Genomic DNA, 25,322 nt, shown 5'->3' on the forward strand with positions numbered 1-25,322 from the left:
GTATTCACCATCCGCGCGCTCTTCAGGTCGGCCATTGTTCTGAAAAAAAGGGTTCGCAGAGATGGACCTCATAACGCTCACCATCATGAACCGAGCCGAATCCCCAACTGCCCTGAAGGGTCCCAAATTGCAACCCATATCCTTCAACACGCGTACTATCGCCGCAAACATCACAAAGGACGTCACTGACGCATTCGAACTGTTCCGCCGCTGTGATTTTCATTGAGAGGCTCCTTTGGGTCCAGTGAATCAGCTTGCTGCAGCGAGCCTGCGACCCGCCAGCATCACTCCGGTAACCGCCTGTACGGTCAGGCGTCGCCAACGCCTGGCACAGGCGGACCACAATGAGCCCGGATCCCGCCCTATCTCGCCATGCGTACCTTTCGGCATGGCCTGTTGTACGGTCGGCAGATCGAGTTAATGGCGGACGCCATTTTGTGCAGCATTTGCGGCGCAGATAAGACCGCACTTGGGGCAGTGCTGATCGGCGACAGACGATCCAAGCTATCCGTTCTGGACGAACTAGCAAATTGCATGTGCGCGATGCGCGCCACTGATGCCATGGCGCTGACGTGGGCGTCTTTAGCACTCCTTCAAGGCTTGCTCCAGTCAGCGACCCCTCCTTCAAACAAGACGCATCGAAGAGCAGTAAATTTGTTGCTTTGCTGCAGCCAAGGTGTGGCGGCAGTCTCTTTGAGAGTAGGTATGGCCCGAGGCCGTCTTAAAGTCGTAACCCATGACTCGCTCGTCCTGATCATAGACCCTAACGAGCTCTATGAGCATCTCCATCGTCCAATTACCGGATCCATTCAGCCGCGATGGCAACACCACCTGAACTGCCTCAATCAGTGTTCCTTCAGCGCGTTTCACTAGCATCTGCTCGAACTCATCCTCCGTTGGAATCAAGAGCATCGTCCTCCATGCGGCTGCCTTCTGGCGGCGGTTAATCATCACGTAAAACCAAGGGCGATGATCATCGAGCTCGACGAATCGCCACATCTGGGAGTCGTCTCCAAACAGCGCTGGATACATGATTTCAGCGCGCTTGTACGTAATAAACATCAGCACACCCTCTTTTAAGCTGTATATAGCATAGCTCCAGAAGCACTAAAAAGGCTTCATCGTTCCTTTTGCGAGACAGCAAATGGAACTGAATGAAGCGCTTGGTTTGGTGATCAGGAATCTACGTATTTCGAAGGATATGCCTCAGGAAGGGCTTGGGCCTAGTCAGAGCTATATCAGTGCGATCGAGCGCGGCAAATGGAAACCATCGATTGAAAAGGTTGAGCAGATTGCTGAGATCATTGGCATTCATCCCCTAACGCTTCTGTTCCTGGCTTATCAAAGGCAAACACCCGAACTAAAACCCGAAGACTTACTGAAAAAAATCCATCGAGAAATCACGAGCTTGAAGGGTTGCCTGAGACTTGAGTAGGTTCGACATGGAATCGAATCGGCAACCGATCCCAAAAAGCATTTGATCGCAACGTCGCCAGTTGCTCTGCTGCCCGGCGCGCGGGCTTTCTTGCTCGCAATCAACAGCGAGCATGAATTCAGTCGCGAATAGCCACTGCATGAATTCGAGTGATAGACCTCGCCCATCGCAACAAACATCGATGACACGTGCTTAGCGTGACGCAAGCCTTGAAGAGTCACGCCTCCACTGATCCGGCAAGGCTACTCCCCAAGGGACCTTCGGCAGGCGTTCCATGCTGTTCCGGAGGGCCTGTGCACATGCGATGTCTAACCCTTCGAGGGCGCCTGAGATAGCGACACGCCGACCATCTGCTCTTGATATGGGAAGTGTTCGGTACCGCCGTTCTGAATGGTAAGGTGTGATGTCGGCCATTTTGCCGCAGGGAACAGGGTATTGAACGGAACATTCTTTCCCGATTGCGGCGGGTGCTCCAGCAGGCAGATCTGCCCAAGGGACGCTCTGACGCCTACGAACACTTTTCACCGTAACAGTGATCCTACTGTCGGGCTAAATACCTCTAGCTTCCGCAAACGGCCAGAAGCGGACGGTACAACCCGGATTGCGACTTCAACACAGTTCCTGCCAGAATGTCGTTCGGCTCGACCTGCATCGCGTCTAGCGCCTTTAAACGTTGGGGGCGGGTGTTAGCCGGAAACGAACCGAGGTCAGCCAACTGTTGCCGACGCTAGAGCGCAAATACGTTGGTAAGAGTTCGCGTCGCTCGATCCTGCAAGCATCCCACAACGAGGTGACATGGGATGGTCGGCGTATCCAGTGTGAACAAGCTCGCCCGGTTTGAGGTGAGCAGTACGATCGGATCAACCACAATGTTGCAGATACAGAAGCCGCGCACTCTTATCGAGTGCGCAGAAATAACGGGCAAAACAGGCGCAGCAGCCCCAGCCGGTAGCTCAGCGTTATGGCCGTTGCTACGGCGGCGACCGGCAACAGGGTGAGCCAGACCAGCACCGCCATCGACGGATGGTCAGCCTTGAAGCAGCACACAGCCGATACCATCAGCGCCAGCCAGCCCAGGCTGCGTAGATAGTCCGGCGCAACCTCGTCGGCGCTGAACACCTGGCGCCAGTGCGCCGGCAGGGACAACGCCAACCAACTGGTCGCCAAGCCCATGCTGGCGGCGGCACCCAGCAACCACAGACCTGCATTACTCATAGGCCACCCCACCGATGCGAGTCCGGTCCGCGACCTCAACCGTAAGCGTCCGCCCAACTCACCTTGCGTAAGTTAGGCAGGCACCCACTGATGTGGCAGCAGCTGCCCGATCTCACTGGCCCTCTGTGTTGGCAACCGAGTCAGCACATCTTTGAGATAGGCATACGGATCATGCCCATTCATACGCGCCGACTGGATCAGGCTCATGATTGCCGCAGCCCGTTTACCACTGCGTAGCGACCCGGCAAACAGCCAGTTCGAGCGCCCGAGTGCCCAGGGCCGTATCTGGTTCTCGACTTGATTGTTGTCGATCGGCACAGCTCCATCGTCCAGGTAGCGCGTCAGCGCTACCCAGCGTTTCAGGCTGTAGTCGAGGGCTTTGGCCGTGGCTGATCCGTTGGGCACCAGGTCGCGCTGGGCCAACATCCAGTCATGCAGTTTTTTGAGGATCGGTACCGCCAGTTCCTGACGTATTCGCCACCGATCTTCATCACTCATTTCCCGCGCTTGGCGTTCGACTTCGTACAAGCCGCTGATCGAGTGCAGCGCTTGTTCGGCCAGCTGACTTTTGTTCGCCACGTGCAGATCGAAAAACTTGCGACGGGCGTGAGCCATGCAGCCGATTTCAGTGATGCCTTGCTCAAATCCGGCCTTGTAGCCAGCGAAGTCATCGCAAACCAGCTTACCGTTCCAGTCGCCCAGGAAGTTGCGTGCATGTTGTCCGGCACGGCTTGGGCTGAAGTCGTAAACCACCGCGTTGAGCGCCGAAAACGGCGTCGTGCTGTAGGCCCAGACGTAGGCCCGGTGGGTTTTCTTCTCGCCTGGCGCAAGCATTTGCACCGGTGTTTCATCGGCGTGAATCACACGCTGGTTCAACACCGCCTCACGCAGAGCATCAACTAGCGGTTGAAGTCTCACGCCAGTTTCTCCGACCCATTGCGCCAAGGTCGAGCGCGCAATTGCCAGTCCGGCGCGACCAAAGATTTTCTCCTGCCGGTACAGCGGCAAGTGATCGGCAAACTTGGCCACCATCACGTGGGCCAGTAGGCCTGCGGTCGGTATACCTTTGTCGATAACCTGCGCCGGCACCGGCGCCTGGATCAGGGTTTCGCACTGGCGACAGGCCCATTTGCCCCGCACATGTTGCTCGACGGTAAACACGCCCGGCGTGTAATCCAGCTTCTCGCTGACGTCTTCGCCGATGCGTTGAAGTTGACAGCCACAGGCGCACTGGGTGTTTTCGGGTTCGTGACGAATCACCGTGCGTGGAAACTGTGGCGGCAATGGCGCACGTTTCGGCGATTGCCGTGGTTCGACCTGTGGCGCAGCGGGAAGAAGCTGTTTCAGCTCGGCCTCGATAGCCTCAAGGTCGGTGTCGAGCAGGTCATCCAGCAAGCTGCTTTGCGCCGGGCTGATTTGTTCGCTGCGCTTGGCGAACTTGTGCCGTTTGAGCAGGGCGATTTCGAACATGAACTGTTCGATGAGGATTTCATCGTTCTGAATCTTCCTGCTCATCGCCTCGACCTGGGACTGCAACTGCAACGCCTGTGCCGCCAAGGCACGAAGCTGTTCCGGGGTCATCTGGTCGAGGCTGGGCGAGAAAGTCATGCCGCCAATTGTGCCAGAGCAGGCACGGGGCGACGACAAGCAGACCGGCCAAATGGCCGGCGTTTACAGCACGCTAATCACACCGCCTGCACCGACGCGCTGCCACGGCAGGCCCAGCACCAATGCCTGGAGTTGTTCGCTGTCGAGTTCGACCTCGCCGCCGTGGCGAATGCCGGGCCAATGGAACTTGCCTTGGTTCAGTCGTCTCGCTGCGAGCCAGACGCCGACGCCATCGTGCACCAGCACTTTCATTCGATTAGCCCGGCGATTGGCGAACAGATAAGCGCAGTGCGGCTTCGCCGCACCGAACACCGCAATCACCCGGGCTAATGCCGTCTCGGTGCCAGCGCGCATGTCCATCGGCTCGGTGGCCAGCCAGATGGCATCGATGCGGATCATTGAGCGACAGCCCGAATAAATTGCGCACAACCCTCGGGATCCGAGGCTGGCCATTTCACCGTAATCACTTGCCCGGCCACGGGCAACTCGATGATCACTGACGTTTCGACTGACCGTTTAGGTGGGGCTTTTAGCGGGACGAAAGCCGGTAGTGAAGCCGCTGCGGGCTGATCTCGATAGAGCGGCAGCCATTTGCGGATGACGTTGGCATTGATGCCGTGGCTGATGGCGACACTGGACACGGTTGCGCCAGGTTGCAGGCATTCCTGAACGACCTGGGCTTTGAATGGTTTGGGATAAGAGCTTCGTTGGCGCATGGAAATCCTGGCGATAAGGGTGATCGCGTCCGCTTAAAAATACGCGGACACCATCGCCCTTAATGCTGGAGTTCGGAAGGTGAGTTCGCCGGACGCTTAGAGCGCCAGTTAAAGCTGGCAGAGGATAGTCGATGAAAGTTCGATACTGGTAAGAAATGGCGAATCAACCAGACCCCGAGTCATGCACGCTGCACCGTGAGGTGCAGGGTGAAGCGTTGACAGGGGAAACCGATGGGCCAGCCATTGAGCCGCGTAATCAGGAATTCGGGATGCCGATGCTGTTAAGCGAAGCAGAAGGCAATACGGAGCATGGCGTTATACGCCAGTCATGCTCTGATCCCGCGCGGTCGGAGACCCTGTGCACGTCGGGAAGTCCTTTGCACAGAAACTGGGAGATCTCAGCGGCGCCCGGTGCGCAAGTACCGGGCGGAGCAGGAAAGGCCAAAAGCTGTAACCCTGCTGTTCACGTCGCTGAGAAGTCGGATACGCCCGTAGTACCTGAGAAGCCATCGAACAAAGGGCCTGGCCCTGCGGAGATAGTGGAGGAAAGGGGTGTAGCCAAGGGAAACACTGACAGGCCTCCCGCGCCCCGGACACTGAGCCGGATCAGTTGCGCGTCGATGGGACTTGAAGGTGTACGTGAAGCAGCTCGAAGGAACAAGGGTATGCAGTTCACGGCATTGCTGCACCACGTCACACCGCAGTTACTGGCGCAGAGTTTCTATGCTCTGCGCCGCGATGCTGCGGTGGGCGTGGACGGTATGTCGTGGCGAGAGTATGAGGAAGGTCTTCTCCAGCGGGTGACCGATTTGCACAGAAGGCTTCACAAAGGAGCCTTTCGGGCAACGCCGTCACGGCGGGTCTATATCCCCAAAGCCGACGGCAGGCTGCGTCCGCTGGGTATTGCCTCTCTGGAGGACAAGATCGTGCAGCAGGCAGTTGTTACTGTTCTGAATGCGATCTATGAAGAGGACTTTCTAGGATTCTCGTATGGGTTTCGGCCGGGTCGTAGCCAGCACGATGCGCTGGATGCGTTAACAGTCGCGCTCAAGGGCCAGAAGGTGAACTGGATATTGGATGCGGATATCACGTCGTTCTTTGATGAGATCGACCATGAATGGATGCTGATGTTTCTAGGACACCGCATTGCAGACCGGCGCCTGCTCGGGCTTATCTGCAAATGGCTTCAGGCGGGTGTTATGGAGGATGGCCGTAGGGTAGCTGCGACCAAGGGGACTCCGCAAGGCGCAGTGATATCGCCGTTGCTGGCGAATATCTATCTTCACTACGTGCTGGATCTTTGGGCAAGGCAGTGGCGCCAGCGGCATGCCCGTGGCGATGTGATCGTTGTGCGCTACGCGGACGACAGTGTGGTGGGTTTCAGGACGCAATGGCAGGCTCAGCAGTTTCTGGTGCAGTTGCAGGAACGGTTGGCCAGGTTCGGATTGTCCCTCAATGCCTCGAAAACACGACTGATTGAGTTTGGTCGTTTTGCTGCGAGAAATCGTAGGAAGCGAGGTTTAGGCAAACCGGAGACGTTTGACTTCCTAGGCTTCACACACTGTTGTAGTACCAACAGAAGCGGTGGGTTTCAAATACTGCGACTGACGGTCAAGAAGCGAATGCGTGCGACGCTGCTGGCTATTCGGGATGAGCTGAAGCGCCGACGTCATGAGCCCATCCGGGCTCAAGGGCAATGGCTCACTCGGGTGGTGAGTGGTTACTTCAATTACCACGCGGTGCCGGGAAACCTGATACGTCTTGGCGGTTTTCGTCTGGCAGTCTGCCGTCTATGGCGGCAAGCCCTCAAACGTCGCAGCCAGCGTAACCGGCTTCAATGGTCACGCTACGGACGCCTTGCCGACCTCTACATACCTAGACCCAGAAATGCACATCCTTACCCTGAGGATCGCTTCGCGTCACATACCCGAGGCAGGAGCCGTATGCGGTAGTTCCGCACGTACGGATCTGGGCGGGGGGTGGCAGGCAACTGCCATTCCTACCGCGACCCCTCAACCGGCCTTGCCAGACGACGCGCGGTGAGTAGCGCTATCAGCGCGCAGGCCAACAGGCTCAGATCGACGCCGGCCACGGCCCAGTAGGGTTCAAGCAGCATCCTTTTGACCAGGTGGTCCCCCGTGGTGATCCAGTTGAGCAGCACCGCAGCGACGCAGAGCAGCGCCAGGCCGGATTGTGCCGCGCCTGGGCCACTGGTGCACTACGCAACAGCGCATGCAGCAAACTCAGCAGCCAGGCACCCCAGAACACCCACTTTTCCCATTCGCCACGGCCAGGCATGGGCTCAGGCAGCAGCCGGTTGGCCGCCAGCATGGCGACCGCTGCCAGCAGCATGCCGGTAACCGTGGTGACTGCCATGGCGTCAACCAACCGACAGCCCTGCAGCCCGAGTCGGGCGTGCTCCTGCTTGCGTATCTCGACGAAGAACACAAAACCGCTGGCGATGCACACACAGCCGAGCAGACCGCCCGCCACGTACAGCCAGCGCAGCGCCCAGTGTTCGAAGTGCTGCAGGTGCAAGCCGGTGAGAAATTGATTGACGGAACCAACCGGGTCACTCGGCGGGTCGTTGCGCAGTAGCTCGCCGGTACTGGCCTTGAAGTGAATGCCCTCCCCGACCAGCGCCACACGATCACTGCCGGCGCGGTAGATGCTGACGTAGCCGTTGGCGTCATTTAGATGCTCGATAGTCAGCAGCCCGACCTCTCCCGGCATATCGCGCGTAGCCCAGATGCGCTTGGCCTCGGCCACCATGGCATTGGCGGAGGCCATCTTCGCGGGCACACCGGCCTCATCATGGGGCAAGCCGGTATGCGCCGCCTCGATCACCTCATGCCGATTATGCAGCGGTTTGAGCAAGGTCCCGGAGACCGGGAAGTAGTACATCGACGCGAAGATCACCAACCGGTGAAGGCAAAAAAGAAGTGGAACGGCAACGCCACCACGCCAGTCATGTTATGCAGGTCCAGCGCGCTGCGCTGGGTCCGCTTGCGCGGACGGAAGGTGAAAAACTCCTTGAAGATCTTACGATTGATCATCCGCTGGGTCCTTTGGCTGGTTGGGGATACCAAACTCGCCACCAATGCTCAGCACGGGATCTCGGTGGGTGGTGTAGGCATAGAGCGAGACCATGGGCATGGTTTCCGGCGCCGGCAGGTCGCCGATTACCCGCCCTTTGGTTGCCGCCATATCCACCGGATGCGGTTTGAGATCGGCAAATACCTGTTTCAGCAGGTTGTTGTAGGACGGCATAGGCTGCGGCTCGAAGCGCGTATCGGGGATCGCCCAACGATCGATCTCGCGGTCGAACACCGACAGTGCACCGAAAAAGAAGACGACCATCAGCACGAAGCCCAGCACCAAACCGAACCAGGTGTGTACCCAGGCCATGGATTGGCGAAAGTTGTTCAGCATGGCTCTGCTCCTATCCGATGATCATGCGCTGCAGCTGCCAGGCAACAGCCAGCATCAAGACGCTGCCGAGCGCCAGTACCATCGAGACCCGCCACAGACTGGCTGCGGAAACAGCGCGAGATACAGGACGAAGGCCAGCATCATCATCGCCTGCTCGGCGGCATGGTAATCGACCCCAACCCCATTCAGCGCCGCCACGCCCTAGACGAATGCATAGCAGCCGAAGATCGCGGCCAGAACACGAGATACCACCACAACAGGAGCCATTACTGACAGGCTCACCAGCTGTAGCTCAGCTTGGCGGTGAGTTCTCGGCCCGGATTGTAGTAATCCGCAGTTCCGGAGCCCACGACATGCTGCTCATCCAAAAGATTACTGACATTGACCGCCAGATCCGTGTCCTTGGCAATCTGGTAATTGAAGGCTGCATCAAACAAGGTCGTCGCCTCGCTCTCGCCGGTGTCATTGAAATACCTTGAACTGAACCGTCAGCCCAAGCGAAAGAGCAGGATTGCGCTGTTCTGGAAATCCAGCCAAGCTCTTCTGAGGAAACGAATAGCTGCGGAGTCGTGGGTATGCCGTTCTCTCCAAAGCAGCCATCGCTTAGCACCCAAGCATGCAAAAAGATCAGCATAGACGCTCGCAGGTATGACGCAGGAGGGGCAAGGCGCAAATATATAAACTGCTTTATATCAATAATATACAGGTCTTATGTCCTGATTTTCCTTAATCTCGGCATAATCCTTACATTAACTAGCAGGAAATTAAATGTTAAAAGCCCTGCGTGCATCTAGCATGTGGAGTTTTTCTCCTTGCAGCCAGCCGGCAACGATAGGCATGCGCATTTAATAGCTCATTGTGAGTATCCGAATAGACGCTTGCCAAGGACACCATCTTGAACATACGAATGTTCTTGAAGTTGAAGATGGCGATCTAGCAACGGAAAATCTTTCCTAGGGAAACCCCCTAAAAAACGGTACAAGGTTTCATAGCCTGCCCTGTTGATATATGGAAAAATCGCTGCCTTATGCAGGTCTCTTGGGATCAGCATCCCGCCCCTTCTTTTCTCACACAGTTTAGTAAATATCAAAAACCTTGAGTAGGGGATAATCTCCAGTAGTGATGCGGTTAAGACCAAACTACCAAATCTACTTGATGGATCGGCCGTGGACGCCCCCAATAATATACTCTGCTCAAAAGAGCTTGCGTCGGGTGCTCGTGCATCTTTCCTCGTTTGCAAGTGGATTCTAGCGATTCCGCCTCTACTACCACGAAAGGGACATTGAAGGAAAATATTGAATAGCCTATAAAATAAATCGTGCAATGTAGGTTGTTGATTGTCTCTACTGATCAGAGCATGCTCAATCTTTGTGAAGGTACTTGAGCAAAAACGAAAGAATAGAGTTTCCTCTATGGAGGCATTGTTTGATATCGAATTGCAGCTTTGGACAAACGCATCCCATGCCCTTGAGTAACGCGGTGTATCAACTAGTCTCACCAACTCTCGATCATGGGCAGCGCAGACACAAGAATAAATGTAACACCAGTCCTTCCGCCATATAGGCAAACGACCATTCGCCACATCATCGCGTAAGCAATCAGGGCAAAAAAAACGGCGATACCTCCATTCGACTAATTTATCGCCTCGAAGGCAAAAAAAATTTCGTAATAGTTCAGGGGTAATGTCCCCGGCTACACAACTTAATCGCTGGCTGGCGGATAAGAATTCTGAGTCTGGGTCCGAATATTTGATCTCCACACCCTCCCACCAATACGCTGGGCGTTCTGTTGATGATAATCGAGGGAAGCCAGCGGCGTTTGGATTAATGCTGCATCGAAACAACCAAGATGAAAGTGTTTCTTCAGAACTTGGTGTTGGCAAGCCAGAGAAACTCACTACTAATAGCCCCAAGGATTCTTGTTTGCTCGCCGCAGCATATCAACATCCACCTTCTCCCCCCCCATTTTTATGGCATAACAGGCAGCCGCCCTTATCAATTCGAGTGTTTTGTCCATGCGCCCATTCGACATAGATAAAATAGTGCCTACCATCTCCTCAGAGTACAAATGTGATGGCTGTTTTAGCGGTAGGGACTCCTCTACCTCCAAGAGGAATGACCTGAACTCCTCACTCTCTATCCAGTCATCAAGAGCAACTTCGTGAAAACGTCTCTTAAATTCATAATTGGATTTAAGTGCGTTGCGCGCACTAGCAGTGCCAAAGCAAAATAGTTTCAATCCATATTCAGGGCCGAGCAGCTTTTTAAGAATAGACATGTTAAAACGCTGCTCTTGCTTCGAGCGTAGCAGTGCATCATGAAACTCGTCGATCACCAGCCCCCAAATTTGCCTCAGCCTAATAACCTCTCTAATCTCGCTTGGCAGGTCAGAGCTACTTCGGCGACTTGAGCCAGAGCCAACTGGTATTCCGAGCGCTAAAGCTATCTCATCTTTAAGGCTTTTTTTGGTATCTATTTCTGGGGATGCAGCCAAGGAGACAAAAATCAACCCTGCACTCCTTTTTACATGGTTTGGAATCTTAGATATTATAGCCGTCTTTCCAGAGCCACCTGGGCCAACCACAAGCAAAGCAGGCGCACTCATACGATCTGGTACATCCGCGATATTATTCATCATGCGAAAAACAGCTGCACTAGAGTTATTGTTCACCCATATTTCTTGATGAATTAAGGCTATTCGCGTATCAATATTAGAAGACAAATATTTTCTGATGTCCGACCGGACGTGCTCATCACTCATGACTCATCCCCAGGTCGAAATTTTTTTGGAGAGGCTGAATAATTTGGCTTGATATGTTCCCTGTCAGCGTTAAAGCTACTACTTCTAGGATTTGGATTTGCCTCAGTATAGACTTTTTCAGCGGCCTCTCGGCGTCTTTCCTTCTGCGTTAACTTTTTACTTTCCTCTTCAATTTTTTGCTTCCCTCTGTAGGCTTTTAACCCGCCATCACTATCTATGGCTCCGATGCGGACTGGGTGACGATAGAGCTTGCCGGCACGATATTCCTCATAGGTAGGAGCCTCAACGGTTACGTCAGACAGGTGTATTGGGCAAAATTGGCCATCCAATTTCACCCATACAACATTCATATCGTACGGGTCATATTTGACTATGACATTTCTAGTCCCCACATGAGACCCCAATATAGGATCCCAATAAACTTGGCCATGCAAATTAATGCCACCAGGATTAATTTTTCGGTCTTCTTGAGGCATGAACCAAATCTTTAATTGCTCGGAATTCAAGCCTGCCGGGGGGTAAGGAAGCCCTCCGTTGGGCGCGAAATAGTTTGTCCACGCTTGTCGCGGGCTACACTTTAATGCGCTATGAACTGTTGAGTGATAGACAACTACTTCGCGAGAGAACCAGCGAAAAAAATCAGAGAAGGTCATGGTTGCATTTCTTTCGCTGTTAAGTCCTCTGCGCGCAACAGAATTTGACATTGTAGTCCCCGGCAAGAAATGCACCTTAGTAGTCATGAACGTGCCTATCAGCCGTTCAACATGACCGCCAAAATGTTTTCTTCCTACAGGTCGGTATTCGGGGGAAATCCCAAAAGATTCACACCCTACTTTAAATTTTGGGCTGGTGAACTCTGCGGCATTGTCCATATGAAGGACTTCAGGCTTTCCATAGTAGGGGTAGTCTTCTGGATCCAAGCCAACACTTGCCGAAAAGTTTACTTTAGGAAGGACAGAATGACTAAGAGCGCAAGCCACTGAAACAGTAGACGGGACGTAAAGGCTAAGATAGTAACCAAGAATAACCCTGGTATAGACATCAATTACAATTGTCAGCCACGGGCGTCCAATAATATTTATGCGATCATCAGCCAACAGAATTATATCGACGAGGGTGTGATCCATCTGTACCCATTGCAGCGGCCTTTCAAGATTTTTTTTACCCGGGCGAGCTGAAAATTCTTGCGTCGCGGCATCAGGACCTTCTTTAATTCTCATTCTTGTTTTTTCTGAGAGGATTAAGCGTACACGCCTCAATACCGTATCTTTGGAAGGGCATGAAAAACCTTGCTCCTTACATGCAACATCCACCTCGCTCCACACTTTGCTGTAGCTGGCTCCTTTCGACTTGAATTTTTTAGCAGCCTTGAAAATTATGACCTCAACCGACTCATCCAGTCTCGTAACGCCTTTCTTGACACCCCGTGTCTGCGCAATTAAAGATAGTGGGCCTACGTCAGCGTCAAAAATTTTAGCCAAACGATAGAAGTAACTCTTTGATACACCCAGTAAAGAACAGTACTTAGTGACTACCCCTCCCTCAACCTTCCACTTTCTGATAATTTCAAAACGCTCAGCTGCCAATGAAAGTTGATCAACGGTGTAATCATTGACATTCAAACCCTCCCCATGATCACTACCATTAATTGCCGTAACACTAGGGATTCGCTGAATGTCGCGCGCCGACACCAGTATTACTTCACCAGAGTCGACAATTGTTACCCTTATCGTTTTGTCACTAAATACCTGTTTGACTTTCGCAACTTTTCCCTTGGCGACAATGAGTTCCCCAGGGGTTAGCTGATTTGCCATGGATGTACTCTCCACAACGCTAATCTAGGCGAAGTCTGCCGAGCGGCGACTTACATCAGTCTCTATCAACGATCGAAATTGGCTGCCGAACACGATACGACGTCACGTTCAAAAAATAGACTATTGCTAGCTTTTCTGCCGCGTCAGTCTATTTTTTAAAAGTTAATCAAGGTATGTGATTGATTATTAGAGATAAATGATATTCTTTTTTTTGATCGGGCATCACACCAGGCTAATCGGACACGATGCTTTTGGCCTCAAGAAACGCTTCCAGCCCAAAGACTCCAAACTCCCGACCGACACCGGACTGCTTTACCCCGCCGAACGGCGCCAGCAGCTCTGGCGAAATTCTGTTGATCAACACCGAGCCGGCCTGCAGTTGGGTTGCCAGGCGTTGGGCACGTTCCAGTTGCCGGGTAAACACATAAGCTTGCAAACCGTAGATACTGGCATTGGCAATAGTGATCGCTTGTTCTTGCGAGTCATACGCAATGATCGATAGCACCGGGCCGAAAATCTCCTCTTGCGCGATGTCCATGTCACTGCTGACGTCGGCAAAGACCGTAGGCCTGACGAAATAGCCCTTATCCAAGCCGGTCGGTCTGCCCTCCCCGCCGATAATCAACGTCGCGCCTTGCGCCTGCCCGCGGCGGATGAAAGCTTGTACGCGGTCGAATTGGGCGCGATTGACCAGCGGCCCGAGCGCAGTGGCCGGATCCTGCGGATTGCCGACGACCATCGCTCCAACCAGGCTTTTGACGCGGTTGATAATGTCCTCGGCGTGCGTGCGTGGCACCAGCAGACGTGTGCCGGCGACACATGCCTGACCGTTGTTCATGAACGCAGCATTCAGAGCCAGGGGAATGGCGATGTCGAGATCGGCGTCATCCAGGATGATAGAGGCCGACTTCCCCGTGAGCGACAGACTCACTCGCTTCATGGTCTCGATTCCGGCGCGTGCAATGAGCTTTCCGGTGGCGGTGGACCCGGTGAATGAAACTTTCGCGATGAGTGGGCTGGCGCTGATTTCGTCACCCACATCACTGCCGCGTCCCAACAGAATGTTGAAAACCCCTTTGGGCAACTCTGCGCGATGCAACGCTTGGGCGAGCACGGTGGTCTGCAAGGGGCTCAACTCGCTCGGTTTGATGACCGAGGCACAGCCAGCCGCAATGGCCGATGCCGGTTTGCTGCATATCGTCCCGGCGGTGCTGTTCCAGGGGGCAAACAGCGCCGCGACTCCGACCGGCTCCATCACCACGGTAGCGTCACCGACCGAACGACTCAGGTCGAAGTGTTTCAACACCTGCGCCGCATTGGTAAATGACTGCGAGGCGTAGCGACTGACCCATTGCGCACGGGCAAACGGCGCACCGTACTCCTCGATGGCGGTATCGCGAATTTCATTCGTGCTCGCCAGCACGGCAGCCTGCAACTGCTCGAGCATGTCGATACGCTCGGCCTTGGAGGTGCGGCCCATCGCGACTTGAGCACGCGAAGCCGCCGCGATAGCGTGCTTGGCATCTTCACGATCAGCCAGGGTGAGCGTACCGATGACCTCCTCGGTAGCCGGATTGATGCATTGCACCGTTTCATTGCCCTGAACGGGAACGAATGCTCCATCAATGTAACTGTGATTGATCTTCCACATCGTGGCGTACCTGATTGATTGCGGTTGCCCGCGATAAGCACAACGCCCGGTATGCCCAGGCGTTGGCCTCGTCGTCGCCCCACCCTCTCCTGCTTTTCAGCCGGGCATCGGCTCACGTGCGCCCCTCCGGATGACGGGCGCGCAAATCTGCAGCCTCCCGAATGGGCCCTCTTTGGAAAGGTTACTTACGAAACACGGAGGGTGATGATCAGAGCGATGTCTCCCCACTGCCGCTTCGCCCTTGGCGTGTTACTTCGCCGTGGCGGCTTTTTCGATTAGGCGGGCAACCGGTTCCGGGTTCGATACCATCACGACATGTGAAGCGCCCTTGACCACTTCCACGGCTTTGGCAGCGGCGCGCTTGGCCATGAACGCCATGGCTTGTGGTGGAATGTTCTTGTCCTTGTCGCCGTAGATGTACCAGGACGGAATATGCTTCCAGGCAGGGCTGCCGGACGCTTCGTTGAGCGCCGCTTCCGTTACCGGACGTTGGGTGGCGGCCATCAATGCCGCCTCTTTCGCGGGGACGTCCGCGGCGAACTGGTTGTGAAATTTGTCCTGCTGGATGTACAAGTCCTTGCCCCCATCGGCCAGTGGTACAGGCGCAGCCAGCGTTGGGCCCAGCGTGCTGCCTGGGAATTTGCCGGCCAGCCCGGCGACGGTTTCCCCGGCCTCAGGTGCAAACGCACTGACGTAAACCAGGGCTTTGACGTTGACATGATCGTTGGCCGCATCACTGATAACGTTGCCGCCATAGGAGTGGCCGACCAACACCACCGGCGAATGAATGCTCGTCAGCAATGCCGAGATTGCCGAACCATCGCTCTTTACACCGCGCAATGGGTTGGCAGCGGCAACCACCGGGTAACCGTCCTTCTCGAGAATCTTCACGACGCCATTCCAACTCGACGCATCGGCAAAGGCGCCATGTACGAGCACAATCGTGGGTTTTTCAGTTTGCGACCAGGCGTGTGTCGCCATGCTCAGGCTGACGGCGACGGCCAGTGCGGTTAATACTTTTTTCATTGCTAACTCCGGGTTTGACGGGAATCAGGGGGCGAAGCGAGTGAAGACAAAGTCGTGATTCCGCACTCGCGCCTGGTGACAGGCGAAGCAGGTTTCGTGTTGGGCTTCATCGGCCGGTTTACCGTTGATAAACCGCCCGAATCCCCAACCACCGGTTGCTGCATATTTTTTCGAGTCCTTGACCATCACCTGCACGGTCGTGGCCGGCCCCGGGATGGACGCCGGCTCGAATTCCGGGGACTGCACATGTTTCCAGGCCAGCTTTACCAGCACCGTGCCATCGGGGAATGGCAGCGTTGAGTCCTGATAAGCCTTGATGGCCGAGTCATTGCCCAGCACGGCTCGCAGTTCATTCAGGGGGGCTGCTTCCTGCGCCGGCGCAATCAGCGGCCATAGGCGGTAGTTTTCAGGCAATTTCACGCCATAGATCGGTGAGGCGTCGCCAGTACTGGCGTCGCCCGAGGCAACACCGGTAGCGGTCAACGCTGCGATTGCAATGGCAGCCGACATCGCGGCAAGAAATTTCAGCTTCATCATCGCCATCCTCTCAGCCGGTGTTCAAAGATGATCGGCATCGATCACCGCCTGGGCGAAGGCTTTCGGCGCTTCCTGCGGCAAGTTGTGACCAACACCGCCGGTGAGCAATCGGTACTCATACTTGCCAGTGAAGCGCTTGGCGTACGCTTCGGCAGGTGGGTGCGGTGCGCCGTTCGCATCACCTTCCAGGGTGATGGTGGGCACGCTGATGGATGGAAATACCGCGAGTTTCTTCTCCAGCGCGTCGTATCTGGCCTCGCCCTTGACCAACCCCAGGCGCCAGCGATAGTTGAAAATCGACACGGCCACGTGATCAGGGTTTTGCAAGGACGCCGCGCTACGCTCATAAGTGGCGTCGTCGAAATTCCACTGTGGCGACGCCAGCTTCCAGATGAGCTTGGCGAAGTCATGGGTGTTTTTCTCGTAGCCCAGGCGCCCGCGCTCGGTCGCAAAGTAGAACTGGTACCACCACTGCAGTTCGGCGGCTGGCGGCAATGGCGCCTTGCCCGCCTCTTGGCTGCCTATCAGGTAACCGCTCACAGCGACCAGGGCTTTCACTCTTTCCGGCCACAGTGCGGCAACGATATCTGCAGTGCGGGCGCCCCAGTCAAACCCACCCAGCACCGCCGTCTTGATCTTCAGCGCGTCCATGAAGTCGATCAGGTCAGTCGCCAGCGCGGCAGGTTGACCATTGCGAACTGTCTTGGCCGAGAGAAAATGCGTATCGCCATAACCCCGCGCAGAAGGGATCAACACTCGATATCCCTTGTCCGCCAAAGCAGGAGCGACATCAGCGTATGCGTTGATATCGTAGGGCCAGCCGTGCAACAAAATGACCACAGGGCCATCGGCTGGGCCGAGTTCCGCGTAAGAAATGTCCAGCAGCCCCGCTTTCACATGCTTAAGAGCACCGAGAGAGGTGTGGGCTCCCGGCGTGATAGCCCCAATGGTGGACGCGGGTACATCAGCCGCGCTGGCTTGGGAAAAACCGACAACCACCGCTGCGAATTGCAGCGCCGCTGCTGCCAACAGCGATGGGGCAAGACCCCGCAGGCGGCTGGATTTATTTTGGTTGTTCAGCAAGGTCATCTCCATGGTGCTTCTCCGTAGCGAGCCGCCGAATAGCGGCCCGGTTGTGTTGACTGGATTGTGTGTGAGCTACTGGGCTGTCTTCGTTGCGCTCAGCTTGGCGCGCAGCGGCCGGAAGGCCTCCCGCAACTCTTCGCTGAACAATTGAGGTTGCTCCCAGGAAGCGAAGTGGCCGCCCTTGTTAACCTGGCTGTAGTAGGAAAGTGATGGGTAAGCGCGTTGCGCCCAGCTTTTTGGCGCCTGATAGATCTCGTGCGGGAAGACCGTGATCGCCACCGGCACCTTGATGCTTGCGGTGTTCTGCGCGGCAGCGCTGAAATTGTTGTTGTTGTTTTCCCAGTAGAAACGCGATGACGATGCGCCTGCGTTCGTCAGCCAGTACAGGCTGATATCGTCCAGCATCTCGTCACGGGTCAATACACGTTCAGGCTGACCATCACTGTCCGTCCACGCGGCGATTTTTTCGTACATCCACGCCGCAGTACCGGTAGGCGAATCGGCCAGCAGGTAACCGATAGTCTGCGGGCGCGTAACCATCATCGCGCCGTATGCTGCATTGCGGCCGAAGAAGGTGCTCAAGGAATCAAACGCCTTGCGTTCAGGCTCAGTGAGCCCGACAGGGGCCGGGTCACCACTATTGATCGGCTTGACCAATTCGGGCGGGATGGTGGCCGGCATGTTCAAGTGAATGCCCAACAGACCCGGCGGATTCAGGCGGCCTAATGCATCCGATATCACCGAACCGTGATCTCCGCCCTGGGAAACATAGTGGGTATAACCCAGACGCTTGATGAGCACATCCCAAGCCTTCGCGACTCGATCCGGCCCCCAGCCCAATTCAGTTGGCTTACCGGAAAAACCGTGTCCCGGAATCGATGGAATGATCACGTCGAACGAATCTTCAACCTTACCGCCGTAAGCAACGGGATCCGTCAGCGGGCCGATAGTCTTCAGGAACTCAAACTGTGAGCCTGGCCATCCGTGTGTCAGAAGCAGCGGCATCGCGTTGGGGTTTCGCGAGCGAACATGGATGAATTGAATATCGACGCCGTCGATAGTCGTGATGAATTCAGGCAGCGCATTGAGCTTTGCTTCGGCCTTGCGCCAGTCATAGCCGCTGCCCCAATACTTCACCAGCGCCTGGACCTGGGCCAACTGCACGCCTTGGGAAACGTCATTGACGGTCTCTTTGTCCGGCCAGCGGGTCGCCGCAATGCGCTTTTTCAGATCGGTCAATTGAGCTTCATCGACGTGAATTCGATAAGGTCGAATCGATTCGGGATTGGTCGAGGCCGAGCTGGCAACTGACGCATCGGCGGCCGGGCCAGCAGCCCAGGCGCCACCGCTGCCGGCTATCAGGGCCAACCCCAAAACGCCCATTCTCACGGAAGAAGCCAGACAATGGCGCCAGGTGAAACCGAACGTAGCTGCAGGCATTTTGAATTTCCTATAAGTCATTGGTCGACAACGTCGCGAAACGCGCAGAGATAGCCGCGAGTTAAATGAGTCATCCATTGGAGAAGGTTTGCGCCTTCTCGATGGGTTCATTTAAAGCCCCGCAGGTATCCCGTATGTGTCATCAACCGACTTAAAAGAATCGCTGTGTATCTATCCAAAGCGCAGATACAAAACAATACAAACCGACCACTCGCTCATCAGAAAAACATAAGGGCTTTTCAGCCCATCAAGCCCGGCAAAGGGCATCGAGACCGCGTCGATTGCCAGGCGGCATGACTACCCAAGGAACGGGCAGAGACCCCGCTCAACATTCGTAAAGCGCTAAGAGTCACTAAACGTGAGCCGAAGAAAATCCAGTGCGCGCGGTCGATGAACTCGATCTGGGCGTACTGGGTTTTGAGGGTATCGATCCTGCCACAACCGGTCGTCCGGTCTACAACCGATCCGCTGCGCCAGGCGCTCGACAGAGATAGCTCTGGAGTCTTTCCGGTGGCACATGACCGATCACAATCGACCTGCCGAACGCCCCTCAGTCGTAACAGTGACAGCACCGGACAAGGCAATTACAATTTGATTAACATCCAGCGATTGAGTGATTGAATACCCCATGGAAAGCAAGACTGCGCGCCTCACTGTGCTCATCGATCCCATCAAGAAAAAGGCGTTCGAGGAGCTCTGTGCAGCACAGGATTTGACGCCTTCGCAGGTGGTCCGTCAGCTGGTTCGTGACTACCTGGACACCCACGGTGCCAGCTATTCGACCAAAAGCAAGTACGCCACCAGCAACAAGTCATAACCGAACATGGGCAGTTAGCCTCTAGAGGGTCGATGTGTCCTCCACGAGACTGACAGCTTTCGCCAGCGCGGTGTTGAAGTCGGTGTGGTAATGCTCCGCGCCGATTTCTTGCAAGATGCCCACCCTATTGAGCTTGTTGAGTACCTTCGTATTCGCCTCGCAGAGTTTCACCACGATATGCCGCTTGTGCAGTTGCTGGATGACTTCTTCCAACACCTGTAAGCCCGTGATATCCATAAACGGTACGCGCTTCAAACGGATAATCAGCAGGCGCGGGTCGGTATGAGTCTGTGCAAGGACACGCTCGAACGTCTCGGCCGCCCCAAAGAACAGCGGCCCCTCAATCGTATAGATCAATACCCCCGGCGGCAGTTGAGCATGGCCATTAGCTTTCAGCTCTTCTTCAAGCTCGTACTCGACGACCTGTTGCACCTCCACGGATGAGGCCATGCGGCGTATGAAGTGCAGCATCGCCAGAATGACGCCGATATTCACGGCGATCACCAAATCACTGAACACGGTGAGGCCGAAGGTGATGAGCAGGATCGATACGTCCGCGCGCGGGGCTCGCTGGACCATGCGCTTGAAATGCTTTAGCTCGCTCATGTTGTACGCGACCACAAAAAGTATCGCGGCCAGTGCGCACAGCGGGATGTTTGAGGCCAGAGGGGCCAGAAACAGAATAATCAGCACCAAGGTGACTGCGTGCGTAATGCCGGCCAGCGGGCTTGTGCCGCCGTTACGGATATTGGTGGCCGTGCGGGCAATGGCCCCGGTAGCGGCGAAGCCGCCGAACAAAGGCGTGACCAGATTGGCCACCCCCTGACCGATCAGCTCCTGATTGGAGTCGTGCTTGGTACCTGCCATGCCATCGGCCACCGTCGCGGACAACAGTGATTCGATTGCCCCAAGCATGGCGATAGTGAACGCCGGACCAATCAGATCGATGACCCGCGACAGCGTGATTTCAGGCAGTCTCAACGCTGGCAAACCTTGAGGTATGCCACCAAATGCACTGCCAATCGTGGCGACCCCGTCGAAGTGAAAGGTGGACTGGATCGCTGTCGCGACCGCCATGGCGATCAGTGGGCCAGGCACTTGTTTGAGACCGGGAATTCTGGGCGCAGTGATGACCAGTAAAAGGCTGAGTACCGCCAGCAGGGTCGTGGCCATATGAAGATTCGGCAGGGCCTGGAGCAGATGCCAGAGCTTTTCATGGAAGTGCTCTCCTCCGACCTTCGGTAATCCGAAAAAGTCTCTCCACTGCCCGACCCAGATGATCACGCCGATGCCCGCAGTGAATCCGACGATCACCGGGTCGGGGATAAACTTGATGATTGCACCGAGCCGGGCCATCCCCAGCAGTAACAACATGCCCCCCGCCATCATCGTGGCGATCTGTAGGCCGTCAACACCATGCTCGGCCGTGACGCCCGCAAGAATCACGATGAACGCACCTGTCGGCCCGGCAATCTGCAAGCGGCTTCCGCCAAAGAGCGAAACCAGCAGGCCACCGATGATGGCGGTGTAGATGCCTTGCTCAGGTTTGACGCCAGATGCAATGGCAAACGCCATGGCCAGCGGGAGTGCCACGATCCCGACGATCACGCCAGACATCACATTGCGAAGCCAGTGTCCTCGTCCCAACAACCCCGCCTTCCATGCCTCACCTATCGCAATCATGGCTAGCTCCTCAGTGGATGCATGTGCATAATATTAACATCCAGTGATAATTGAAATCCCCTGGCGCCACTGCTTCGTGCGGCTGGAGATGTCTAGGGTGGAAGCTCAGAGGGAGCTGAGCGAGCATGCACTGCCAATAGAGAATTTTTGAAAACGCGCGTAGCGTGGTGACAGACATGAATCGTCAAGCTGTGAAAACCAAACATGCCGAAGGCGTGACCTTCGACACGCATGTGATCGCAAACCCAACCAACCCCAAGGAGTGGATTGTGTTCTTCAAGAAGGACGCCGGGAGAAGTTATTTTTTGGTTGATGACAACGAGGAGGTCGAGTCTTTCGGGCATCTGGATGACTTGGTCGCAGAACTTCGCGACTTGGGCCTCAAGGCGGCTGAAATCCACTTTTAACCCTGGGGACTTCATGCAGCCAACACGCCGTCCCTGTTCCAAGCCCTTCAAAGCCCAAGTGTTTGCTGGACGACTATAGACGTGCTCGCGAAGCGATCTCCTTGATCGCTCCGCGAATTGACTTGCCCTCAGGTCTACGTCACTTCAGCCATACATCGACCCGCTGCTCAGTTCCCTCTATAAACACCAAAGCCTCAACCTGACCTGCTTCGATCAAGTCCTGGCGAACGCCTTTTATCCTTTCAAGCTGCACAGCCCCGTCAACCAGTTCAACACGTGCTACCGAAGCCTTCATGGATTGGCGGGCGTCAGATTTTGCTTTGCGAATCGCAGATAGCACGGCACTGACACTCATCAATAAGCTTTCAATAGACGCGTCAGGACAAGCATCCCCTTGCGGCCAAGGCGCATTGTGCACTGAGCCGCAATTCCAGGATTGCCAGACTTCCTCACATACAAATGGCAGAAATGGCGCAAACAGTCGCTGCTGCACGCTCAGTGCATGTGCAAAAGCATTACGGGCCGAATGGCCTTCTGGTCGATAGGCGCGACGCTTGACCAATTCGACGTAGTCATCGCAAAACCACCAGAAGAACCCTTCGATACGTGACAACGCCACGCTATAGTCGTACGCCTCCAACGCACACGTAGCATCATGGACTACGCCGCCCAGGCGTTTGAGCATGGCCTGATCCAGCGGCTGGTCGATATCCCCGTTGTCATCCTTTGCAAAGCCTTGAACCAACCTCGATAGATTGAACAGCTTGACGGCCAAACGGCGGCCGATCTTCATCTGCTGTTCTTCAAAGGCTGTATCACTGCCGAGCCGCGCTGAGGCTGCCCAGTAGCGCACACCGTCACTTCCATACTGGTCGAGCAAGGCTTGTGGGGTTACCACGTTACCCTTGGATTTAGACATTTTCTTACGGTCGGGATCAAGGATCCACCCAGAGAGCGCGACATTACGCCATGGCACGCAACCGTGTTCAAAATGGCTGCGTACCAGTGTCGAAAATAGCCAGGTGCGGATGATGTCGTGACCTTGAGGCCTGAGATCCATGGGGTATATTTTGGCGAACAACGCGTCGTCCTCTCCCCAGCCTCCGGCGATCTGAGGCGTCAGCGAGCTGGTGGCCCACGTATCCATGATGTCCTGTTCGCCGACAAAACCATTCGGTTGACCACGTTGCTCGGGGCGATACCCAGGCGGAGTATCCAGGCTCGGATCAACGGGCAGGCTTTCCTCACAGGCAATAATCGGCGCGCTGTAGTCTGCTTCGCCTTGTGCATCCAGCCTATACCAGAACGGAATTGGTACGCCGAACGTACGCTGGCGACTGATGAGCCAATCTCCGTTCAAACCGCCTACCCAATGCTCGTAACGCCTGAGCATGTGCGGCGGATGCCAGTCCAGCGTCTGGCCTGAGGCACGCAACAAGTCCTGCAGGCTTGCGTCGCGTCCGCCATTACGCAAGTACCATTGCCGAGTGGCAAGAATTTCCAAAGGCCGGTCGCCTTTCTCGAAAAACTTTACCGCGTGTTGAATCGGTCGGGGTTCATCCTGCATGGCGCCGCAGTCGCGCAACATCGACACGAGCTGTGTGCGAACCTGGGACAAATTACGGCCAGCCAGGCCTGCATAGGCCTGTTGGCTGCGGGGTGTCGTCAACCAGGGGGGCGTCTCAAGCAACAGGCGCCCATCTTTTCCCAGTATTGACCGCGTTGGCAACTGCAACTCCCGCCACCAGATCACATCGGTAAGATCGCCAAAGGTGCAGACCATCACCAAACCGGTGCCCTTGTCAGGATCGCCCAAAGGGTGTGCCAGCAGCGGTACGTCCACGTCAAAAATCGGCGAGCGCACGGATTGTCCGAACCGCGCCTTATAACGAACGTCGTCCGGGTGAGCCACCAGCGCCACGCATGCCATCAGTAGCTCAGGCCGAGTGGTAGCCACCCTCAATGGGGCGCCATCAGCCGTCTCGAAACGGAGTTCGTGATACGCACCCGCGATCTCACGCTCTTCAAGCTCTGCTTGAGCCACGGCTGTCTGGAACGTTACGTCCCACAGGCACGGGGCTTCCTGGCTATAAAGTTCGCCACGCTGATAGTTACGAAGCAAAGCGCGCTGACTCGCTCGTTGGGAGCGCTCATCAATGGTGGCATATGAAAGGCTCCAATCAACGGACAAGCCCAGTTGCACGAAGAGTGCACGGAACGCTTGCTCATCAATGGCCGTCAGTTCGTGGCACAACTCGATGAAGTTGCGCCTACTGATGACAGTAAAGTCACCTCGCTTTAATGGAATGGGCTCAGGTGGCCTGAAACCAGGCTGATAAGCTGCCAGCGAGTCGCAACGTACGCCATAGAAATTCTCGACCCTGCGTTCGGTCGGCAAGCCGTTGTCGTCCCACCCCATGGGGTAGAACACAGCCTTACCTCGCATGCGCTGGTATCGAGCGATGATATCTGTATGGGTATAGCTGAAGACATGACCGACATGCAGCGAGCCTGAGGCCGTCGGCGGGGGTGTATCGATGGAGAACACAGCGTCGCGTTGGGCTGTGTGGTCAAAGGCATACGTGCCTTCGAGCTGCCAACGTTGAGACCAGCGTGTTTCAAGGTTTTCGAGCGAGGGGGTGACAGTTTGATCGTTTAGAACTTCATCACGTTTAACGGTGACATAGCATCCTCCTGTTAATATCAAAGGGCACGACAGTGAGTGCGCGCCGGGCTGATTTTATATTGAATCGCCTTTGAAAAGTAAACCCCCTAATCCAGTGAGATCAGTCTGAACAAGGACATCCCTGGTTTTGTTTTAATGGCTCAGCGAAGCCCAAATCCCATTCGTTTCAGCTCTTCCACCAGCTCTTCTCGCCCATGGAGGTTTGCGACACTGCGAAGCCTATTGACCACCTGCTCCGACCACCCGGACGCCTTCATGCCCTCACGTTGGTAGAAGGCGCCCAAGCGCTCATCGTATTGAGCGACCGCAGCCACATCTGTCGCTGCCGAATAGGTCTCATGGTGTAGCACGGCGCGTTGCGGGAGCCTTGGCTTCACTTCCGCTGGCCGTTCGGTAGAGGGGTGGCCGACACAAAGGCCGAAAACGGGATAGACCTGCGCAGGGAGACCAAGCTCCTTGGCCACGCCTTCAATGTCGTTTCGGATGGCGCCAATGTACACACTGCCCAGCCCCAGCGATTCCAGGGCAACCACGGCGTTCTGAGCCGCCAAGGCGGCGTCGATCGTGCCGAGCAACAGGCTCTCGAGGTAAGGGACGGCTTCCAGCTCCACCTCTTGCTGCTCAGCCACTCGAGCGATCCGGGAAAGGTCAGCAAGCCAGACCAGAAACAGAGGCGCCTGGCGGATATAGGCCTGGTTTCCCGCCAGGGACGAGAGACGCGCCTTGCGGTCGCTGTCCTGAACAGCGACGACGCTCCAGACCTGCAGGTTTGACGAGGTTGAGGCTGATTGCGCCGCGGCGACCAGGGTCTCGAGGGTGCCGTCAGGCAGTGGCTGATCAGTAAAGGCACGAACGCTGCGATGGTCGAGCAGCAGGTCGATCGTCTCGTTCCAGGGCTTGAGGGGCGAGATGTCCGCCGCGCCATAGCGGGCAGCCAGTTTCGATTGGGCGTTGGCTGTCATTCGATATCTCCAAATAGAAATCGAGGCTACCAAATCCCCGGCAGCGC

At 55.7% G+C, this 25,322-nt stretch carries 24 protein-coding genes; 4 read left to right on the plus strand and 20 right to left on the minus strand.

Features of this window, described 5'->3' with window-relative positions:
• Positions 1–22: 22 nt before the first annotated feature.
• A complete protein-coding gene (locus AB7933_RS17205; protein ID WP_370694611.1) occupies positions 23–223 on the minus strand; it encodes a hypothetical protein in 201 nt (66 codons plus the stop codon).
• 401 nt (positions 224–624) lie between these two features.
• Positions 625–1,062, minus strand: coding sequence for a hypothetical protein (locus AB7933_RS17210; protein ID WP_023628983.1), 438 nt, complete (start codon positions 1,060–1,062; stop codon positions 625–627).
• Between the two features lie 82 nt (positions 1,063–1,144).
• Here AB7933_RS17210 and AB7933_RS17215 point away from each other — a divergent pair, with 82 nt between their 5' ends.
• A complete protein-coding gene (locus AB7933_RS17215; RefSeq protein ID WP_023628984.1) occupies positions 1,145–1,435 on the plus strand; it encodes a helix-turn-helix domain-containing protein in 291 nt (96 codons plus the stop codon).
• 897 nt (positions 1,436–2,332) lie between these two features.
• On the opposite strand, the gene AB7933_RS17220 is transcribed toward AB7933_RS17215, so the two are convergent.
• From AB7933_RS17220 to tnpA, 4 genes are all read right to left on the minus strand, one after another.
• Positions 2,333–2,650: a DUF3325 family protein gene (locus AB7933_RS17220; protein WP_024075430.1), complete on the minus strand. Its 318-nt coding sequence runs from the start codon at positions 2,648–2,650 to the stop codon at positions 2,333–2,335.
• A gap of 72 nt (positions 2,651–2,722) precedes the next feature.
• Positions 2,723–4,258, minus strand: a complete 1,536-nt coding sequence (gene tnpC / locus AB7933_RS17225; protein WP_033902866.1) for an IS66 family transposase — start codon at positions 4,256–4,258, stop codon at positions 2,723–2,725.
• A 63-nt stretch (positions 4,259–4,321) separates the two neighbouring features.
• Positions 4,322–4,657 (minus strand): IS66 family insertion sequence element accessory protein TnpB, encoded by a 336-nt coding sequence (tnpB, locus tag AB7933_RS17230; RefSeq protein WP_033902865.1) that lies wholly within the window; start codon positions 4,655–4,657, stop codon positions 4,322–4,324.
• The gene (gene tnpA, locus AB7933_RS17235; protein ID WP_071576116.1) at positions 4,654–4,974 is read right to left on the minus strand and encodes an IS66-like element accessory protein TnpA; all 321 of its coding nucleotides are present in this window, start codon (positions 4,972–4,974) and stop codon (positions 4,654–4,656) included. The genes tnpB and tnpA overlap by 4 nt, the downstream gene beginning before the upstream one ends.
• 665 nt (positions 4,975–5,639) lie before the next feature.
• Between tnpA and ltrA the strand changes: the two genes are divergently transcribed.
• Positions 5,640–6,926 carry a group II intron reverse transcriptase/maturase gene (ltrA, locus tag AB7933_RS17240; protein ID WP_370694612.1) on the plus strand — a complete coding sequence of 429 codons (1,287 nt, stop codon included), beginning with the start codon at positions 5,640–5,642 and terminating at the stop codon, positions 6,924–6,926.
• 121 nt (positions 6,927–7,047) lie between these two features.
• On the opposite strand, the gene AB7933_RS17245 is transcribed toward ltrA, so the two are convergent.
• The 11 genes from AB7933_RS17245 to AB7933_RS17295 all read right to left on the minus strand — a co-directional run bounded on the left by AB7933_RS17245 (position 7,048) and on the right by AB7933_RS17295 (position 18,720).
• The gene (locus AB7933_RS17245; RefSeq protein WP_196448527.1) at positions 7,048–7,878 is read right to left on the minus strand and encodes a PepSY-associated TM helix domain-containing protein; all 831 of its coding nucleotides are present in this window, start codon (positions 7,876–7,878) and stop codon (positions 7,048–7,050) included.
• Positions 7,879–7,889: 11 nt separating this feature from the next.
• A complete protein-coding gene (locus AB7933_RS17250) occupies positions 7,890–8,030 on the minus strand; it encodes a PepSY domain-containing protein (protein WP_196448528.1) in 141 nt (46 codons plus the stop codon).
• Positions 8,017–8,406 carry a PepSY-associated TM helix domain-containing protein gene (locus tag AB7933_RS17255; RefSeq protein WP_090515957.1) on the minus strand — a complete coding sequence of 130 codons (390 nt, stop codon included), beginning with the start codon at positions 8,404–8,406 and terminating at the stop codon, positions 8,017–8,019. Before AB7933_RS17255 ends, AB7933_RS17250 begins: the two co-directional genes overlap by 14 nt.
• Positions 8,407–8,684: 278 nt before the next feature.
• The gene (locus AB7933_RS17260) at positions 8,685–8,843 is read right to left on the minus strand and encodes a TonB-dependent receptor (RefSeq protein ID WP_023628987.1); all 159 of its coding nucleotides are present in this window, start codon (positions 8,841–8,843) and stop codon (positions 8,685–8,687) included.
• A gap of 1,462 nt (positions 8,844–10,305) precedes the next feature.
• Positions 10,306–11,166: a TniB family NTP-binding protein gene (locus AB7933_RS17265; protein ID WP_024075431.1), complete on the minus strand. Its 861-nt coding sequence runs from the start codon at positions 11,164–11,166 to the stop codon at positions 10,306–10,308.
• Positions 11,163–12,980: a Mu transposase C-terminal domain-containing protein gene (locus AB7933_RS17270; RefSeq protein WP_024075432.1), complete on the minus strand. Its 1,818-nt coding sequence runs from the start codon at positions 12,978–12,980 to the stop codon at positions 11,163–11,165. Before AB7933_RS17270 ends, AB7933_RS17265 begins: the two co-directional genes overlap by 4 nt.
• 232 nt (positions 12,981–13,212) lie before the next feature.
• Positions 13,213–14,631: an aldehyde dehydrogenase family protein gene (locus AB7933_RS17275; RefSeq protein WP_024075433.1), complete on the minus strand. Its 1,419-nt coding sequence runs from the start codon at positions 14,629–14,631 to the stop codon at positions 13,213–13,215.
• 249 nt (positions 14,632–14,880) lie between these two features.
• Positions 14,881–15,657 carry an alpha/beta fold hydrolase gene (locus AB7933_RS17280; protein ID WP_024075434.1) on the minus strand — a complete coding sequence of 259 codons (777 nt, stop codon included), beginning with the start codon at positions 15,655–15,657 and terminating at the stop codon, positions 14,881–14,883.
• 24 nt (positions 15,658–15,681) lie between these two features.
• Complete coding sequence (locus AB7933_RS17285) at positions 15,682–16,191, minus strand: cytochrome P460 family protein (protein ID WP_024075435.1); 510 nt, start codon at positions 16,189–16,191, stop codon at positions 15,682–15,684.
• Positions 16,192–16,215: 24 nt separating this feature from the next.
• Positions 16,216–17,289 (minus strand): alpha/beta fold hydrolase, encoded by a 1,074-nt coding sequence (locus AB7933_RS17290; RefSeq protein ID WP_024075436.1) that lies wholly within the window; start codon positions 17,287–17,289, stop codon positions 16,216–16,218.
• A gap of 63 nt (positions 17,290–17,352) precedes the next feature.
• Positions 17,353–18,720, minus strand: coding sequence for an epoxide hydrolase family protein (locus AB7933_RS17295; protein WP_024075437.1), 1,368 nt, complete (start codon positions 18,718–18,720; stop codon positions 17,353–17,355).
• A gap of 628 nt (positions 18,721–19,348) precedes the next feature.
• Here AB7933_RS17295 and AB7933_RS17300 point away from each other — a divergent pair.
• Positions 19,349–19,537, plus strand: a complete 189-nt coding sequence (locus tag AB7933_RS17300; RefSeq protein WP_024075438.1) for a ribbon-helix-helix domain-containing protein — start codon at positions 19,349–19,351, stop codon at positions 19,535–19,537.
• 21 nt (positions 19,538–19,558) lie between these two features.
• Here the strand turns inward: AB7933_RS17300 and AB7933_RS17305 are convergent, their stop codons facing one another.
• Entirely contained in the window at positions 19,559–21,220 is a 1,662-nt protein-coding gene (locus AB7933_RS17305) for a SulP family inorganic anion transporter (protein ID WP_024075439.1), read from the minus strand.
• A gap of 176 nt (positions 21,221–21,396) precedes the next feature.
• On the opposite strand from AB7933_RS17305, the gene AB7933_RS17310 reads away from it, so the two are divergent.
• Positions 21,397–21,627: a hypothetical protein gene (locus AB7933_RS17310; RefSeq protein WP_041160937.1), complete on the plus strand. Its 231-nt coding sequence runs from the start codon at positions 21,397–21,399 to the stop codon at positions 21,625–21,627.
• A gap of 139 nt (positions 21,628–21,766) precedes the next feature.
• On the opposite strand, the gene valS is transcribed toward AB7933_RS17310, so the two are convergent.
• Together valS and nfsA are read right to left on the minus strand one after the other, a co-directional pair.
• Positions 21,767–24,334: a valine--tRNA ligase gene (gene valS / locus AB7933_RS17315; protein ID WP_024075440.1), complete on the minus strand. Its 2,568-nt coding sequence runs from the start codon at positions 24,332–24,334 to the stop codon at positions 21,767–21,769.
• A gap of 119 nt (positions 24,335–24,453) precedes the next feature.
• A complete protein-coding gene (gene nfsA / locus AB7933_RS17320; RefSeq protein WP_024075441.1) occupies positions 24,454–25,275 on the minus strand; it encodes an oxygen-insensitive NADPH nitroreductase in 822 nt (273 codons plus the stop codon).
• Positions 25,276–25,322: the final 47 nt, after the last annotated feature.

Origin of the sequence: Pseudomonas gorinensis (assembly GCF_042015035.1) — a bacterium.
Taxonomy (GTDB): Bacteria; Pseudomonadota; Gammaproteobacteria; order Pseudomonadales; family Pseudomonadaceae; genus Aquipseudomonas; species Aquipseudomonas gorinensis.

What these genes read in the sequence shown, in the direction of transcription:
- AB7933_RS17205 (WP_370694611.1), bottom strand. Translation starts at nt 223, where the DNA reads ATGAAAATCACAGCGGCGGAACAGTTCGAATGCGTCAGTGACGTCCTT.
- AB7933_RS17210 (WP_023628983.1), bottom strand. Translation starts at nt 1,062, where the DNA reads ATGTTTATTACGTACAAGCGCGCTGAAATCATGTATCCAGCGCTGTTT.
- AB7933_RS17215 (WP_023628984.1), top strand. Translation starts at nt 1,145, where the DNA reads ATGGAACTGAATGAAGCGCTTGGTTTGGTGATCAGGAATCTACGTATT.
- AB7933_RS17220 (WP_024075430.1), bottom strand. Translation starts at nt 2,650, where the DNA reads ATGAGTAATGCAGGTCTGTGGTTGCTGGGTGCCGCCGCCAGCATGGGC.
- tnpC (WP_033902866.1), bottom strand. Translation starts at nt 4,258, where the DNA reads ATGACTTTCTCGCCCAGCCTCGACCAGATGACCCCGGAACAGCTTCGT.
- tnpB (WP_033902865.1), bottom strand. Translation starts at nt 4,657, where the DNA reads ATGATCCGCATCGATGCCATCTGGCTGGCCACCGAGCCGATGGACATG.
- tnpA (WP_071576116.1), bottom strand. Translation starts at nt 4,974, where the DNA reads ATGCGCCAACGAAGCTCTTATCCCAAACCATTCAAAGCCCAGGTCGTT.
- ltrA (WP_370694612.1), top strand. Translation starts at nt 5,640, where the DNA reads ATGCAGTTCACGGCATTGCTGCACCACGTCACACCGCAGTTACTGGCG.
- AB7933_RS17245 (WP_196448527.1), bottom strand. Translation starts at nt 7,878, where the DNA reads ATGTACTACTTCCCGGTCTCCGGGACCTTGCTCAAACCGCTGCATAAT.
- AB7933_RS17250 (WP_196448528.1), bottom strand. Translation starts at nt 8,030, where the DNA reads ATGATCAATCGTAAGATCTTCAAGGAGTTTTTCACCTTCCGTCCGCGC.
- AB7933_RS17255 (WP_090515957.1), bottom strand. Translation starts at nt 8,406, where the DNA reads ATGCTGAACAACTTTCGCCAATCCATGGCCTGGGTACACACCTGGTTC.
- AB7933_RS17265 (WP_024075431.1), bottom strand. Translation starts at nt 11,166, where the DNA reads ATGAGTGATGAGCACGTCCGGTCGGACATCAGAAAATATTTGTCTTCT.
- AB7933_RS17270 (WP_024075432.1), bottom strand. Translation starts at nt 12,980, where the DNA reads ATGGCAAATCAGCTAACCCCTGGGGAACTCATTGTCGCCAAGGGAAAA.
- AB7933_RS17275 (WP_024075433.1), bottom strand. Translation starts at nt 14,631, where the DNA reads ATGTGGAAGATCAATCACAGTTACATTGATGGAGCATTCGTTCCCGTT.
- AB7933_RS17280 (WP_024075434.1), bottom strand. Translation starts at nt 15,657, where the DNA reads ATGAAAAAAGTATTAACCGCACTGGCCGTCGCCGTCAGCCTGAGCATG.
- AB7933_RS17285 (WP_024075435.1), bottom strand. Translation starts at nt 16,191, where the DNA reads ATGAAGCTGAAATTTCTTGCCGCGATGTCGGCTGCCATTGCAATCGCA.
- AB7933_RS17290 (WP_024075436.1), bottom strand. Translation starts at nt 17,289, where the DNA reads ATGGAGATGACCTTGCTGAACAACCAAAATAAATCCAGCCGCCTGCGG.
- AB7933_RS17295 (WP_024075437.1), bottom strand. Translation starts at nt 18,720, where the DNA reads ATGCCTGCAGCTACGTTCGGTTTCACCTGGCGCCATTGTCTGGCTTCT.
- AB7933_RS17300 (WP_024075438.1), top strand. Translation starts at nt 19,349, where the DNA reads ATGGAAAGCAAGACTGCGCGCCTCACTGTGCTCATCGATCCCATCAAG.
- AB7933_RS17305 (WP_024075439.1), bottom strand. Translation starts at nt 21,220, where the DNA reads ATGATTGCGATAGGTGAGGCATGGAAGGCGGGGTTGTTGGGACGAGGA.
- AB7933_RS17310 (WP_041160937.1), top strand. Translation starts at nt 21,397, where the DNA reads ATGAATCGTCAAGCTGTGAAAACCAAACATGCCGAAGGCGTGACCTTC.
- nfsA (WP_024075441.1), bottom strand. Translation starts at nt 25,275, where the DNA reads ATGACAGCCAACGCCCAATCGAAACTGGCTGCCCGCTATGGCGCGGCG.